The sequence below is a fragment of the Microbacterium sp. NPDC087591 genome (genome assembly GCF_044743625.1).
In the GTDB taxonomy this organism is placed as follows: Bacteria; Actinomycetota; Actinomycetes; order Actinomycetales; family Microbacteriaceae; genus Microbacterium.
In genome coordinates this window covers 391,486-405,602 of the sequence record NZ_JBIUWU010000001.1, presented here as the reverse complement: position 1 = coordinate 405,602, position 14,117 = coordinate 391,486, and the positions used below count along the sequence as shown (strand labels likewise).

Annotated in this window: 12 protein-coding genes; 4 read left to right on the top strand and 8 right to left on the bottom strand. The window is 69.4% G+C overall.

Translation table 11 applies throughout. From position 1 onward, the window contains the following. Positions 1-5: 5 nt before the first annotated feature. The 8 genes from ACIOVG_RS01915 to ACIOVG_RS01880 form a co-directional block, all read right to left on the bottom strand. Positions 6-359 (bottom strand): Fe-S protein, encoded by a 354-nt coding sequence (locus ACIOVG_RS01915; RefSeq protein WP_400868502.1) that lies wholly within the window; start codon positions 357-359, stop codon positions 6-8. Positions 360-430: 71 nt separating this feature from the next. Next, positions 431-904 carry a 6,7-dimethyl-8-ribityllumazine synthase gene (gene ribH, locus ACIOVG_RS01910; protein WP_400868500.1) on the bottom strand — a complete coding sequence of 158 codons (474 nt, stop codon included), beginning with the start codon at positions 902-904 and terminating at the stop codon, positions 431-433. Next, positions 901-2,166, bottom strand: a complete 1,266-nt coding sequence (gene ribA, locus ACIOVG_RS01905) for a GTP cyclohydrolase II (protein WP_400868498.1) — start codon at positions 2,164-2,166, stop codon at positions 901-903. Before ribA ends, ribH begins: the two co-directional genes overlap by 4 nt. Next, positions 2,163-2,888, bottom strand: coding sequence for a riboflavin synthase (locus ACIOVG_RS01900; RefSeq protein ID WP_400868496.1), 726 nt, complete (start codon positions 2,886-2,888; stop codon positions 2,163-2,165). The genes ribA and ACIOVG_RS01900 overlap by 4 nt, the downstream gene beginning before the upstream one ends. Next, entirely contained in the window at positions 2,888-3,919 is a 1,032-nt protein-coding gene (ribD, locus tag ACIOVG_RS01895) for a bifunctional diaminohydroxyphosphoribosylaminopyrimidine deaminase/5-amino-6-(5-phosphoribosylamino)uracil reductase RibD (protein WP_400868494.1), read from the bottom strand. The genes ACIOVG_RS01900 and ribD overlap by 1 nt, the downstream gene beginning before the upstream one ends. Positions 3,920-4,206: 287 nt before the next feature. Then, positions 4,207-5,070: an Fpg/Nei family DNA glycosylase gene (locus tag ACIOVG_RS01890; protein WP_400868492.1), complete on the bottom strand. Its 864-nt coding sequence runs from the start codon at positions 5,068-5,070 to the stop codon at positions 4,207-4,209. 50 nt (positions 5,071-5,120) lie between these two features. Continuing rightward, entirely contained in the window at positions 5,121-5,684 is a 564-nt protein-coding gene (locus ACIOVG_RS01885; protein WP_400868490.1) for a GNAT family N-acetyltransferase, read from the bottom strand. A 21-nt stretch (positions 5,685-5,705) separates the two neighbouring features. Further along, a complete protein-coding gene (locus ACIOVG_RS01880; protein WP_400868488.1) occupies positions 5,706-6,152 on the bottom strand; it encodes a MarR family winged helix-turn-helix transcriptional regulator in 447 nt (148 codons plus the stop codon). An 86-nt stretch (positions 6,153-6,238) separates the two neighbouring features. On the opposite strand from ACIOVG_RS01880, the gene ACIOVG_RS01875 reads away from it, so the two are divergent. The 4 genes from ACIOVG_RS01875 to ACIOVG_RS01860 all read left to right on the top strand — a co-directional run bounded on the left by ACIOVG_RS01875 (position 6,239) and on the right by ACIOVG_RS01860 (position 13,982). Continuing rightward, positions 6,239-6,691: a peroxiredoxin family protein gene (locus tag ACIOVG_RS01875; RefSeq protein WP_400868486.1), complete on the top strand. Its 453-nt coding sequence runs from the start codon at positions 6,239-6,241 to the stop codon at positions 6,689-6,691. A 70-nt stretch (positions 6,692-6,761) separates the two neighbouring features. After that, the gene (gene mfd / locus ACIOVG_RS01870) at positions 6,762-10,337 is read left to right on the top strand and encodes a transcription-repair coupling factor (protein ID WP_400868484.1); all 3,576 of its coding nucleotides are present in this window, start codon (positions 6,762-6,764) and stop codon (positions 10,335-10,337) included. Positions 10,338-10,405: 68 nt separating this feature from the next. After that, a complete protein-coding gene (locus ACIOVG_RS01865; protein WP_400868482.1) occupies positions 10,406-11,023 on the top strand; it encodes a gamma carbonic anhydrase family protein in 618 nt (205 codons plus the stop codon). 7 nt (positions 11,024-11,030) lie between these two features. Then, on the top strand, positions 11,031-13,982 hold the full coding sequence (locus tag ACIOVG_RS01860) for an aminotransferase (RefSeq protein WP_400868480.1): 2,952 nt from the start codon (positions 11,031-11,033) through the stop codon (positions 13,980-13,982). The last annotated feature ends 135 nt before the right edge of the window (positions 13,983-14,117 follow it).

Here is a 14,117-nt window from a genome sequence, read left to right as displayed (position 1 = left end):
CGGGCTCAGCGCCAGATCGCGGCGATCGCGGCGTTGGCCGCTGTCAGGATGCCGACGAGCCAGAACATGACGGGCGGGACGGCTGCTCCGCGCTTCTGCCGCGCCGTGCCGATGCCGAGCAGCGCGCCGATGACCAGCAGCAGCACGAGCTTGACGCCGATCTTGACGTAGTTGAGCTCGTAGGAGAGGCCCCAGGGGGCTGCGAGAGCGAGGCCGGCGACCGCCGCGATGGCCATGCCGACGCTCATCAGGCGGGTGAACTCCCGCTTGCCGCCGAAGGCCTGCACGGCCCAGGCGCCGAAGAGCACGGCGAAGCCGATCAGGTGGACGAACAGCACGATGTGGCGCAGGGTCTCCATGCCCTCACGCTACGATTCCCGCCGATATTCCGCCACCAAGGACAGGCTGACCTCAGCCGTTCAGCGTGACCTCAGCTGCGCAGCTCCCGCACGACCAGCGCAGTGCGGAGGGCCGCGTCCGCTGCCTCCGCGCCCTTGTCCTCCTTGGACCCTTCGAGTCCGGCACGGTCGAGACCCTGCTGCTCATCGTCGAGGGTGAGCACGCCGAAGCCGACGGGCTTTCCGGCATCCAGGGCGACCCGGGTGAGGCCGTCGGTGGTGGCGGCCGACACGTACTCGAAGTGCGGAGTCCCGCCGCGGATGATCACGCCCAGCGCGACGACCGCGTCCGCTCCTCCGGCGAAAGCCGCCTGTGCGGCGAGGGCGAGCTCGAACGAGCCGGGTACCCGCACCAGTCGGTGCGTGGCCTGCGCTTCGGTCAGCACGCGCTCGGCGCCCGCGATGAGTCCGTCGGTGATGACGTCGTGCCAGGTGCCGGCGACGATGACGACGTGCAGACCCCGTCCGTCGATGTTGCCGGTGGCCGGTGCTCCTGCGCCGCTCATGCGTGGTCCTTTCCTTCTGCGAGAGCCTCTGCGAGCTCCTCCGCGCCGATGATGTGACCCATGCGGTCACGCTTGGTCTCGAGGTACTGGTGGTTGTTGGGGCCGACGCCGACGATCAGCGGGACCTGCTCGACGACGTCGAGTCCGAGTTCGCGCAGCTGCTTCACCTTGTCGGTGTTGTTCGTGAGCAGCCGGACCTTCGAGACGCCGAGGTCGGTGAGGATCCCGGCCGCCGCCGCGTACTCGCGCGCGTCGGCGGGGAGCCCGAGCGCGAGGTTGGCGTCGACCGTGTCGAGCCCCTCCTCCTGCAGGCTGTAGGCGCGCAGCTTGTTGATCAGGCCGATGCCGCGTCCCTCGTGGCCGCGCATGTAGATGACGACACCGCCGTCCTTCTCGATCGCGTCCAGCGCGGCGTCGAGCTGAGGTCCGCACTCGCATTTGAGAGATCCGAACGCCTCACCGGTCAGGCATTCGGAGTGCACGCGCACGAGTGCCGTCTCGCTGAGCTCGCCCGAGACGACAGCGATGTGGTCGGTGCCGGTCACCCGGTCCTTGTAGGCGAGGAAGCGGAAGGTCCCGTGCGTCGTCGGCACCGTCGCATCGGCGCGCAGGCTGACCCGGCGGTTCACCCGCGGGCCGGATGCGTCCTGGGGATCGATCTCGTTGAGGTGCGCGATGAGCTGCTCGATCGTGATGACCGGAACCCCGTCGCGCGCGCCGAGCTCGATCAGTCCCGGCAGGCGCATCATGCTGCCGTCTTCGGCGACGACCTCGGCGATCGCACCGACCGGCTGAAGACCGGCGAGACGCATCAGATCGACGGCGGCCTCGGTGTGACCGCTGCGCTCGCGCACGCCGCCGTCGACGGCGCGCAGCGGCAGCACATGGCCCGGGCGGATGATGCTGGCTGCCGTGGACTGCGGATTCGCCAGCACGTTGAGCGTGTGTGCGCGGTCGTGGGCGCTGATGCCGGTCGTGACGCCCTCGGCGGCGTCGACGCTCACGGTGTAGGCGGTGGAGCGGGCATCCTCGCTGGCGGCGACCATGGGCGGCAGGTTCAGGTTGTCGGCGAGGTCGGTCGGCATCGGGGCGCAGATGAACCCGGAAGACCAGCGCACGGTCCACGCGACCCACTCGGGTGTCGCGAGCTCGGCCGACAGGATGACGTCGCCCTCGTTCTCGCGGTTCTCGTCGTCGGCGACCAGCACGGGGCGGCCGGCGCGCAGCGCGTCCAGCGCCTCGGGGATGGTGGAAAGGCTCATCGCGAGCCTCCTTCCGGTGCGGCGCGGAACGCGAGCAGGCGCTCGACGTGCCGGGCGAGGATGTCGGTCTCGAGGTTGACGCGGTCGCCGACGGCGCGCGATCCGAGTGTGGTGGCGGCGAGCGTCTCCGGGATCAGCGACACCTCGAACCAGTGCTCGTTCTGGCTCCCTGAGCCTTCGTTCTGGGTCCCTGAACCGTCGTTCTGGGTCCCTGATCCGTCGTTCTGGGTCCCTGATCCGTCGTTCTGGGTCCCTGAGCCTGTCGAAGGGCTGACCGCGCTGACGGTGAGCGAGGTGCCGTCGACCGAGATCGATCCCTTGTCGACGACGAGGGGGGCGAGGTCGGTGGGGAGGCTGATCCGCAGCACGCTCCACTGCGCTCCTGGGCGCACCTCGAGCACCTCGCCGGTCCCGTCGACATGGCCCTGCACGATGTGTCCGCCGAGGCGGGCGCCGACCGGCATGGCCTTCTCGATGTTCACGCGCGTGCCGACCGTGGCGCCGCCGAGGGCTGCCACGTCGAGCGTCTGCTTCATCACATCGGCGTCGAAGGTGTCGGGTGTGGAGCCCACCACGGTCAGGCAGACGCCCGACACCGCGATGGATTCGCCGTGCACGGCATCCGCGGCGGCGCGGGGTGCGCGCACGGTGAGGCGCCAGCCGTCGCCGGCGGGCACGATGGCGGTGATCTCGCCGATCTCCTCGATGATTCCCGTGAACATCAGACGGCTCCTTCGTTCTCGACCGCCGGGTGGGCGATCGCCAGCAGATCGGCGCCCAGCGGCACCCATTCATCGACGGTGAGGCGGTGCGCTTCTCCGATCGACGAGACTCCGACGTCGGTCAGCGCGACCCGGCCTCCGCCCAGCAGCACCGGGGCGACGTACGCGAGCACGCGGTCGAACAGCCCGGCCGCGATGAAGGCGCTGGCCAGCGTCGGCCCGCCCTCGACGAAGACGCTCTGGAAGCCGCGGGCGTGCAGATCAGCCAGCACCGCGTGCAGATCGGCCGTCTCGTAGAAGAGCGGCTCGTGGGGGTGGCGGCGCAGCGCGGCATGCTCGGGTGTCCGGCGCGTGCCGATCACGACGGGCACGGGCTGGTGCGGCAGCAGCGTGTCGCCGTCGCGCGCGGTCAGCGCGGGATCATCGGCGAGCACCGTGCCCGTGCCGACCACGATGGCGTCGGATGCGGAGCGTCGGCGATGCACGTCCGCCCTCGCCTCAGCGCCTGTGATCCACTGACTCGTGCCGTCATCAGCCGCGGCGCGGCCATCGAGGCTCTGTGCCCATTTCACGGTCACGTGCGGTCGTCCCAGGCGCTGTGCGGTGAGCCAGCCGTCGATCAGGAGATGCGCGGCATCGGCCTGCTCGCCCGCCTCGACGCTGACCCCTGCGCCACGCAGGCGCTCAGCTCCTCCGCCCGAGGCGACCCCGGGGTCGTCGAGCGCGTAGACCACTCGGGCGATACCGGCCTCCTGCAACGCGACAGCGCACGGGCCGGTGCGGCCGGTGTGGTTGCAGGGCTCCAGGGTCACGACGGCGGTCGCGCCGCGCGCTGCGCCGGGCGCGAGCTTCGACAGCGCGTCGACCTCCGCGTGCGCAGTGCCGGCGCCGCGGTGCCAGCCTTCGGCGAGCACGTCGCCGGTCGGCGAGAGGATGACGGCTCCCACCTGCGGGTTCACTCCGCGGGGCCCTCGAGCGGCGAGCTCCAGGGCGCGAGTCATGGCCCGGCGCTCGGTCTCGTTCACTGCCATCCGTCGTCCTCCTGTGAGGCTCCGGGGGATGCAGAACGCGCGCACGGCGGCGCTTCGTGCTGCCTCCCTTCCGGACTAGCGAGGTCTCCCTCGCACCACCGTCGGTCCCGGAATTCCACCGGATCGGCACCGAGGTCTCCCTCGGCGCTCGCGGACTGTCACCGCCGGTTCGGATTCTCACCGACCCCGGAGCACGTTGATGCTCTGAGTGTACTCAACACATCGGTGGGGGATTCATTCCGCGTCATATAGCTGTCACCTCCGCACCCGTGCGCGTGCGCGGATGCTCACTTCAGCAGGCGGGAGAGACGGCGGTCGGCGAGCGGCTTGCCGCCGGTCTGGCACGTGGGGCAGTACTCGAGCGACCGGTCGGCGAAGAACACGCTGCGCACCGTGTCGCCGCAGACCGGACAGGCCTCGCCGCGCCGGGCGTGCACCTGCATGCCGCGGCGCTTGGCATCCTTCAGATCGGCGGGGGGCTTGCCTGACGCGTCGGCGACGGCTTCCGTCAGCGTCTGCTGCATCGCCGTGAAGAGGCGATCGACGTCGTCGGGGGAGAACGTCGCGGCGATCGCGTAGGGGGACATGCGCGCGGCATGCAGGATCTCGTCGGAGTACGCATTGCCGATGCCGGCGATGACGGACTGGTCGCGCAGCAGGCCCTTGATCTGCGTGCGCCGCCCCTCGAGCAAAGCGGCGAAGGCGTCGCGGTCGAACCCCTCGGCGAGCGGATCCGGGCCGAGACGGGCGATGCCGGGCACGTCCTGCGGGTCGCGCACGACGTACACCGCGAGCGACTTCTTGGTGCCGGCCTCGGTCAGATCGAAACCGCTGCCGTCGTCGAGCGCCACCCGCAGGGCGATCGGCGTCTTGCCCGGCTTGATGAGCGTGGCGGGCAGCGCCTCGTACCAGCGCAGCCAGCCCGCCTTCGCGAGATGGAACACGAGGTGCAGGTCGTGCCCGCACGAGATCACGATGAACTTGCCGAGTCGCGCCACGGCTGTGATCTCGGCGCCATGCAGCGCGGTGATCTGCGGGTCGTACGTCTTCAGTGCGGCGATCGCGGCCACGCTGGTACGCGTGATCGTGCGGCCGACGGCGCGCTCGCCGAGGAACACTGCGAGTCCCTGGACCTCTGGCATCTCCGGCATGACGTCATCCTGCCACCGGCAGGGGACATCGTCACCCTCCGACCGGGGGGTCAGAGCACCGGCCACTCCACGGGCGTCCGATCATCGTCGCGCAGCAGCCCGCCGAACCATCCGTCATCTCGACCGCGCGGGCTGGTCAGCGCTCGCCGCTGAAACCCCTCGTACCGGAAGCCGAGTGCTCGCGCGGTGCGGGCGGACGGCACGTTGCCGGCGACTGCCCGCCAGCTGATGCGGACAAGGCTGAGCTGGCGGAAACCCCAGTCGATCACGGCCTTCGCGGCCTCGACGACGTAACCGTGGCCTCGCCCCTCCGCGGTCACCCAGAACCCGATCTCCGCATGGTCTCCGCTGTGGTGGCTGGTGATGTCGTGCAGGCCGATCATCCCGACCAGGTCATCACCGACTCGCATCGCCCAGACGGTCTCGGCTCGATCGGCCCACCACTGGTCGACGCGCCTCACGAAGTCCTCGCCGTCTGCCCGGCTGTAGGGGCTGGGAACCGTCGTCCACTTCGCGATCTCGGGATCCTGGCACGCCGTGGTGATCGCGTCGACGTCATCCGCTGTGGGCGCCGAGAGCGTCAGGCGGTCGGTTTCGAGCGTCACCTTCTCCATCGTGAGACCCTTTCGATCAGGTCAGCGTGCGTCGTCCTCGAGCGCCTGGGCGAGCGCGGCGAGCACGCTTCTCGCGGTTGCGTAGGCGGCGGCGCCGACCTTCGCGGCGTAGGCGGATTCCATGTCGGAGAGGATGACGAAGGCCTGGTCGAACGCGGTGCGGCCCTTGGTAGTGAACATGACGAGCCGTGCCCGGCGGTCTTTCGGATCGCCGCTGCGCTGGACGTAGCCGCTCGATTCCAACTCATCCACCAGCTCACCCATCGCCTGCGGGGTCATGCCGAGCTGGGCGGCCAGCGTCGTGACGCGGGCGCCCTCGGCGGGGAGCGCCTCGAACAACATGGAGTGGCGCATGCGGAGGTCGGTGTATCCGGCGTCGGCCAGGCGGCGGAAGAGGTCCGCTTCGGTCGCACGGTGCAGGCGCGTCGCCAGCATCCCGATCGGAATCGCCTGCTCCCTGTCCGTCATGCCCTCAGGTTAGCCGACGAGATATAGACAGGTTGCCTGTATGACAGGTAACCTGAATAAATTCTCATCGACCGAAGGAGTGTCACATGATCGAAATCGGATCCGTCCCCGCACTCGCGCTGCAGGACATCGACGGCGGCGCGTTCGCCATTCAGGATCACCGCGGCTCTCGCGTGCTCCTGTACTTCCTGCGGGCGCCGTCGTGCGCGCAATGCAATGCCGCCGTGCGGAGCATGACTGCCGACCGCGCGTCCTTCGCGGCGGATGACGTCGAGGTCGTGATCGTCGTCCCCACCGATGCGGCCGAAGCCCGCGTATGGCGCGACAAGCACAAGGTGCCGTTCACCGTCGTAGTCGGGCGCGACGGCACGGCTCACGCCGAGGCCGGTCTGTTGCGCAAGGTGTTCGGCGCCATCCAGCAGTCGGGCAGCGTTCTCCTCGACCGTCAGGGAGTCGTGCGTCACACCCACATCGCGACGAACCCCGGCGCGAGCTATCGCAAGGCGGAGGTCGCCCAGGCGATCGCTTCACTCACCTGACCCTGAGACGGATGGCATCGGGCGACGTCCCGCGCGCCGGGATGTCGGATGCCGCGACTAGGCTTGTCCGGTGACTGTTCCGGGGATTCTGCGCGCCTTGGACGAGGCGACTCTGTACCGCGATGCCCTCAGCTGGGCGCAGACCGATGCGGACCTCGGCCTCGTCGACGGCCTCGACGCGCCCGTGCTCGCCGGCCTGCTCGAGAAGCGCGCGACATCGGGACATCCGGCGTCGCTGCTCATCGTCGTGCCAACGGGGCGCCGGGCCGAGAGCGTCGCCCAGGCGATCGGCTCGTACCTGCCGAGCGCCGACGTGCACACCTTCCCCGCGTGGGAGACGCTTCCACACGAGCGCCTCAGCCCGAGCCCCGACACGGTGGGACAGCGCCTGCAGACGCTGCGCCGCATCGCGGACTGGTCCGGCGACCATCCGCTGGTCGTCGTCGCCTCGGTACGAGCGGCGCTGCAGCCGATCGCCGGGAACCTCGGCGAGATCGCCCCTCTCGAGCTGGGCATCGGAAGCCGCGGCAACGATCTCGACGAGGTCGTCGAGCAGCTCGTGGAGCGCGCCTACTCCCGGGTCGACATGGTGTCGCGCCGCGGGGAATTCGCTGTGCGCGGCGGCATCCTCGACGTGTTCCCTCCCACCTCCGAGCACCCGTACCGCGTGGAGTTCTTCGGCGACGAGATCGATCAGATCCGCGCCTTCTCGGTCGCCGATCAGCGCTCGCTCCCCGGCGATGTCGCGGGAGTCGATCTGCCCCCGAGCCGCGAGCTCCTGCTCACCGCCGACGTCCGCGACCGGGCGCGTGCGCTGATCGGCGGCTTCCCGGCCATCTCGGGCATGCTCGAGAAGATGGCCGAGGGAATCCCTGTCGAGGGCATGGAGTCGCTCCTGCCTGCGGTGTCAGGACCCCTCAAGTCACTCGCCGATTACATGCCGGCCGGCAGCGCCACCGCAGTGGTCGACCCCGAGCGCTCGACGGCCCGTGCCATCACGCTCGGCGAGACGAACCGCGAGTTCCTCGACGCGGCGTGGAGCGCGGCCACCTCGGGCGCCTCGGCTCCGATCGACCTCGGCGCCGGCGACTTCCTCACGATCGCCGAGCTGCGCGAAGCCGTGCGCGACCGTGGCGGCGTGTGGTGGCGGCTCAGCCCGTTCGGCGCGGGTCTGGGCGAGGGCGATGTCGAGGCCACGAACCTCGACGCCGCGGTGATCCCCTCGTTCCACGGCAACGTCGACGGCGCGATCTCGTTCGTGGAGGCCAAGGTCGCAGACGGCTGGCGGGTCGTCGTGATCGCCACGGGCAACGGTCTCGTCGACCGCGCGCGTGATGTGCTCGCCGACCGCGGTATCGCCGCCCGGATCGTCGAATCTCTCCTCGAGGCGCCGGAAGGCGGCGTCGCGACGCTGATCGCCGGTGGGGTCGAGGCGGGCTTCCAGCTCGCCGAGGCCAAGCTCGCCGTCCTCACCGACAACGAGTTCTACGGCCGCACGATCGGCGGCGATCAGCGCGTCGTCAAGAAGCTGGCGTCCCGGCGCAAGAACGTCGTCGACCCGCTGCAGCTCAAGAACGGCGACTTCGTGGTGCACTCGACCCACGGCATCGGACGCTTCGTCGAGATGACGCAGCGCGAGGTGTCGACGGGCGGCCGCAACGCCACCAAGTCCGTGCGCGACTACCTGGTGCTGGAGTACGCACCATCCAAGCGCGGCTATCCGGGCGACAAGCTCTATGTTCCGACGGATCAGCTCGACCTGCTCTCGAAGTACGTCGGCGGTGAGGCTCCGACCCTGTCGAAGATGGGAGGGAGCGACTGGTCACAGGCGAAGGGCAAGGCGCGCAAGGCCGTCCGCGACATCGCGGTCGAGCTGGTGAAGCTGTACTCCGCGCGGATGAGCGCGAAGGGCCACGCCTTCGGGCCAGACACCCCCTGGCAGCGCGAGCTGGAGGAGGCGTTCCCGTTCGCCGAGACCCCCGACCAGCTGCAGACGATCGACGAGATCAAGGCCGACATGGAGCGGCCGATCCCGATGGACCGACTGCTGAGCGGTGACGTGGGTTTCGGCAAGACCGAGGTCGCGGTGCGCGCCGCGTTCAAGGCCATCCAGGACGGCAAGCAGGTCGCCATGCTCGTGCCGACCACACTGCTGGTCAAGCAGCATCTCGAGACGTTCACGGAGCGCTTCGCCGGGTTCCCGGTCAAGGTGCGCCCGCTGTCGCGGTTCCAGACCGACAAGGAGGCCAGGCTCACATTGCAGGGCCTGCTCGAAGGCTCGGTCGACATGGTGATCGGAACGCACCGCATCCTCACCGACCAGGTGATGTTCAAGGACCTCGGTCTCATGATCATCGACGAGGAGCAGCGGTTCGGTGTCGAGCACAAGGACGCGCTGAAGAAGATGAAGACCAACGTCGACATCCTCGCCATGAGCGCCACGCCGATCCCGCGCACGCTGGAGATGGCGGTCACCGGCATCCGGGAGATGTCGACGCTGGCCACGCCGCCGGAGGATCGGCATCCGATCCTGTCGTTCGTCGGCCCGCGCAGCGACAAGCAGATGGCCGCAGCGATCCGTCGTGAGATCCTCCGCGAGGGCCAGATCTTCTTCGTGCACAACCGCGTGCAGTCGATCCAGCGCGTCGCGAGCGAGCTCGCCGAACTCGTCCCGGAGGCGCGGATCGCGGTGGCGCATGGTCAGATGGGGGAGCACCAGCTCGAGCAGGTCGTCGACGACTTCTGGGAGCGCAAGTTCGACGTGCTGGTGTCGACCACGATCATCGAGACCGGTCTCGACATCTCCAACGCCAACACGATCATCATCGACCGGGCTGATCGCTACGGACTGTCGCAGCTGCACCAGTTGCGCGGGCGAGTGGGCCGAGGGCGCGAGCGGGCATACGCGTACTTCCTGTACGACGAGATGAAGCCGCTCAGCGAGACGGCGGCCGACCGGCTGCAGACCATCGCGGTGAACAACGAACTCGGCTCCGGCATGCAGGTCGCCTTGAAGGACCTCGAACTGCGTGGTGCGGGAAACCTGCTCGGTGCCGAGCAGGCGGGCCACATCGCGGGTGTCGGATTCGACCTGTACCTGCGCATGATCGGCGAGGCGGTCGCCACGTTCCGCGGTGAGGAGGTCGAGACCGGGCAGGAGCTGCGCTTGGAGCTGCCGCTCGACGCGCGCATCCCCGAGGACTACATTGACAGCGAGCGTCTGCGCCTCGAGGCGTACCAGAAGCTGTCGGCGGCGTCGGCCGCGACGGCGAAGGACGACGCGATCGACCTCGTGATCGAGGAGCTCACCGACCGCTACGGCACCCCGCCGCCCGAGGTGGAGGGACTCCTCGCGATCGCAAGGCTGCGTCGTCGTGCGGCGCGCATCGGCCTCACGGACGTCGTGGTGATGGGATCGAACCTGCGCATCGCCCCCGCGCATCTGGAGGACTCGATCAAGGTACGCCTCCAGCGCCTGTACCCGAAGGCCAAGCTCGTGGCCGGGGGCGACGCTCTGGTCGTGCCGATGCCGACGGTCCCGGCCGCTGTGGGCGTGGGACTGGATCCCCTTCCCGACACCGAACTCCTGCAGTGGGTCGGCCAGCTCTTCACCGCGATCTTCCCGGAGCCTGCGAAGCCCGAGTAGTGGGGGTTTCGGTGCCGGCCGTGTGATGCCACGGTGCTGATGCCGGACGACACCACTATCCTGGCGTCATGTTGTACGAGCACCTCGGGGCTCGGCCCCGGATCCATGACACCGCCGTCGTCGCTCCCACCGCCGTGATCTCCGGCGACGTCGAGATCGGCGCAGGCTGCCAGATCCTCCACGGCGCCGTGATCACCGCAGAGGGGGGCCCGATCACGCTCGGCGAGCATGTGATCGTGATGGAGAACGCCCTGATCCGTGCAACAGCCGCGAACGCCGTGCACATCGGGTCGCACACCCTGATCGGCACCCTCACCAGCATCGCCGGCGCAACAGTGGGCGAGGAGGTGTTCTTCGCCTCCGGCTCCCGCATCTTCAACGGTGCGCTGGTGGGATCGCGCTGCGAGGTACGCGTGAACGCCATCGTGCATCGTCGCGCCGTGCTGCCCGAAGGCACGGTGGTGCCGATCGGGTGGGTCGCCGTCGGAGACCCGGTGCAACTGCTGTCGCCGGACCGCGAAGCCGAGATCGCGGCCGCGCAACCCGACCTCGACTTCCCCGGCCACGTGTTCGGAGTGGATCGCGACACGCCTGATCTGATGGTGCAGCTCACGGAGCGGTACGGCAGCTCCCTGGCGCGTCACGCCGGTGACGTGCTCATCCCCGACACCCGTGAAGGTCGGTGAGGGTCGCGTGACGGATGGTGCGGGCCTGGTGCGCCCTGATGTGGACGAGTCCGCCGCGGAGATCATCGCGCGCGAGTGCTACGGCCTGGTCGTGGCGGCGAGCGAGCTCGGCAGCAACCAGGATCGGAACTTCCTGCTGACGGCGTCGGATGGCGCGCGCAGTGTGCTGCGGATCGACAACCCGGTGTTCGGCGACGATGCCCGCGACGCGCAGCACGCCGCGCTCGGCGCCTATCGCGCAGCCGGCGTCGCCGTTCCCGCGGTGCTGCCAGGGCTCGATGGTGCGCTCACCCAGCGGTGGGGCGGCTTCGCGGTCCGCCGCAGCGAGTTCGCCGAGGGAGAGCCGCTGGTGGACGCCGGCTACCTCGCCCCCGTGGTGCTGGCGGAGTTCGGTGCGCTCGCGGCGGCATCCGTCAACGCCCTCGCGGAGCTCAGGCACCCCGGCCTGGACCGCGACCAGATGTGGGACATGCGTGTCGCGTACGAGCAGACGGTGGCACTGGCCCCGGCGATCGCCGACGACCCGTTGCGCATGCGCGTGCTCGCGGCGGCGGAGGAGGCGCGAGTCGCGCTCGCGGAGGTGGCGGCGGAGCTTCCCGTGCAGCCGATCCACGGCGATCTCACCGACGACAACGTGATGGGCCGCCGCGGCGCGGACTCTCGTCTGCATCCGCACGCCGTGCTCGATCTCGGCGATCTCGGCCTCGGGTGGCGAGTGGCCGAGCTCGCCGTCTGCGTCTCGTCGATGCTGCACCACGAATCCGATCGACCGCTGCGGGTGCTCGAGACGATCGCCGCCTTCCATGCGGATGCGCCCCTGAGCGATGCCGAAGCACGCGCGGTGTGGCCGCTGGTCGTGCTGCGCGCGGCGCTGCTGATCGCCAGCGGATGGCGGCAGCTGGAGATCGACGGGGCGAACGACTACGCCAGGGAGCGGATCGCGGGGGAGCAGGCCATCTTCGACGCGGCCACGCTGCTGCCGCTGCCCGAGATGACCGAGCATGTGCTCGCCCGGGCCGGTATCGATGCGCCCGTGTTCGCCGTCGACAGCCCGCGAGCGCAGGGAGAGTCCGTGTCCCTCTCCCCGCTGCTGCCGGATCTCGACGGCGACGTGGTTGCCGTGGATCTCGACGTGGAGTCGGCGGCTCTCGACGAGGGACGATGGCTGGCTTCCGATGCCGAGGCCGCACTGATCGCCGCACACCTCGACTACGGCGCCACCGTCGTCGTGCCGTACGGGCTGTTCCGGTTGACGCGCACGCGGATCGACACGGCCGATGCCGCGGCGACCTGGCCGATCGATACCGAGATCCACGTCGCCCCGGGGTCGGAACTGCGCGTCACCGCCCCGGCCGGGGGCGAGCTGCGATCGCGCGGCGGAACGGTCCAGGTGCACCTGCCGGACGGCTGGACGCTGGAGCTCGACGGAGTCAGGGCGAACAGGCGCAGCGCACCCCGCGTGCGGGCGGGTGACACGATCGGCTTCCTCCCCGCCTCTGATGAGCCCCGCACGCTGACGATCGGCCTTCGTCGCTCCGATGCCCCGTCGATTGCGCAGGCGGAGTTCGGAGCCGTGCTCGTGACGCCGGACCGCGTGCCGGCGTGGAGCCGCTTCACCGCCGATCCCGCCCCCCTGCTCGGTCTGCCCTCGTTCACGCAGCAGGATGACGCACCGGAAGAGCTCGAGCGCCGCAACCGCATCTTCGCCGCAGCCCAGGAACGCTACTACGAGCGTCCTCCGCAGATTCAGCGCGGGTGGCGCCATCACCTCGTCGACACGACGGGCCGCGCGTACATCGACATGGTGAACAACGTCGCAGGTCTTGGTCACGGTCACCCGAAGATCGCTGCAGCGGCCGACCGTCAGCTGCGCACGCTCGCGACGAACTCGCGCTTCCTGTTCCGCGAGCTCGCCGAGTACAGCGAGGCGCTGCTCGCGCTCATGCCGGATGGCAGCGACCTCGACACCGTACTGCTGGTGAACAGCGGTTCGGAGGCGGTCGATCTCGCGATCCGTCTGGCGCAGGCCGCCACCGGGCGACGCACGGTCGTGGCACTGCGGGAGGCGTACCACGGCTGGACCATGGCGAGCGATGCGGTCACCACGAGTGCGTACGACAATCCGTTCGCCCTGGCCACACGTCCGGACTGGGTGCACGTCGCCGACGTGCCGAACCGCTTCCGCGGCACCTATCGTGGCGAGGACACGACCGCCCGCTACCTCGCCGACCTCGCGGACGACATCGAGGACCTGCAGAGGGACGACCGCGAGGTCGCCGCGTTCCTGTGCGAGTCGATCCTCGGCAACGCCGGGGGAGTGCTGTTGCCCGAGGGTTATCTCGCGGGGGCCTACGCGCAGGTCAGAGCCGCAGGTGGCCTCTGCATCGCCGATGAGGTGCAGGTCGGGTTCGGGCGCATGGGCTCGTCGTTCTGGGGGTTCGAGCAGTCCGGCGTGATCCCCGACATCGTGACGATCGCGAAGCCGATGGGCAACGGATTCCCGATCGGCGGCGTCATCACTTCGAAGCGCATCGCCGACGCACTCGCGACGCAGGGCCAGTTCTTCTCCTCGTCCGGTGGGAGCACGCTCAGCTGCGCGGTGGGACTCGCGGTGCTCGATGCGATGGTCGAGGACGATCTGCAGCGCAACGCGCTCGAGATCGGAGCGCGACTCGCTGCGGGGCTGCGGGACCTGGCGACGCGGCATCCGCTCATCGGCGTCGTGCACGGTGAGGGTCTGTATCTCGGCGTCGAACTCGTGCGCGACCGGGAGTCCATGGAACCGGCAGCGGCCGAGGCGGCGGCGATCTGCGAGCGTCTGCGGGAGCTCGGCGTGATCGTGCTCACGACGTCGGAGCGATCCAACGTGTTGAAGATCAAGCCGCCGCTGTGCCTGACGGCGCGGAGCGCGGATCATGTCGTCGCGATGCTCGACCGGGTGCTCTCTGAAGGCTGGTAGTCAGCGGGGTCAGCTTCGAATTCCGCACCCTTTCGCAATGTTAAAAGCGTATTTCGTACCCGTTTTGGGGATTGCGCTGAGGAATACCCCGGGTACATAGTGATGCTCAGCGTCAGACGACCCGATGTCCGACCC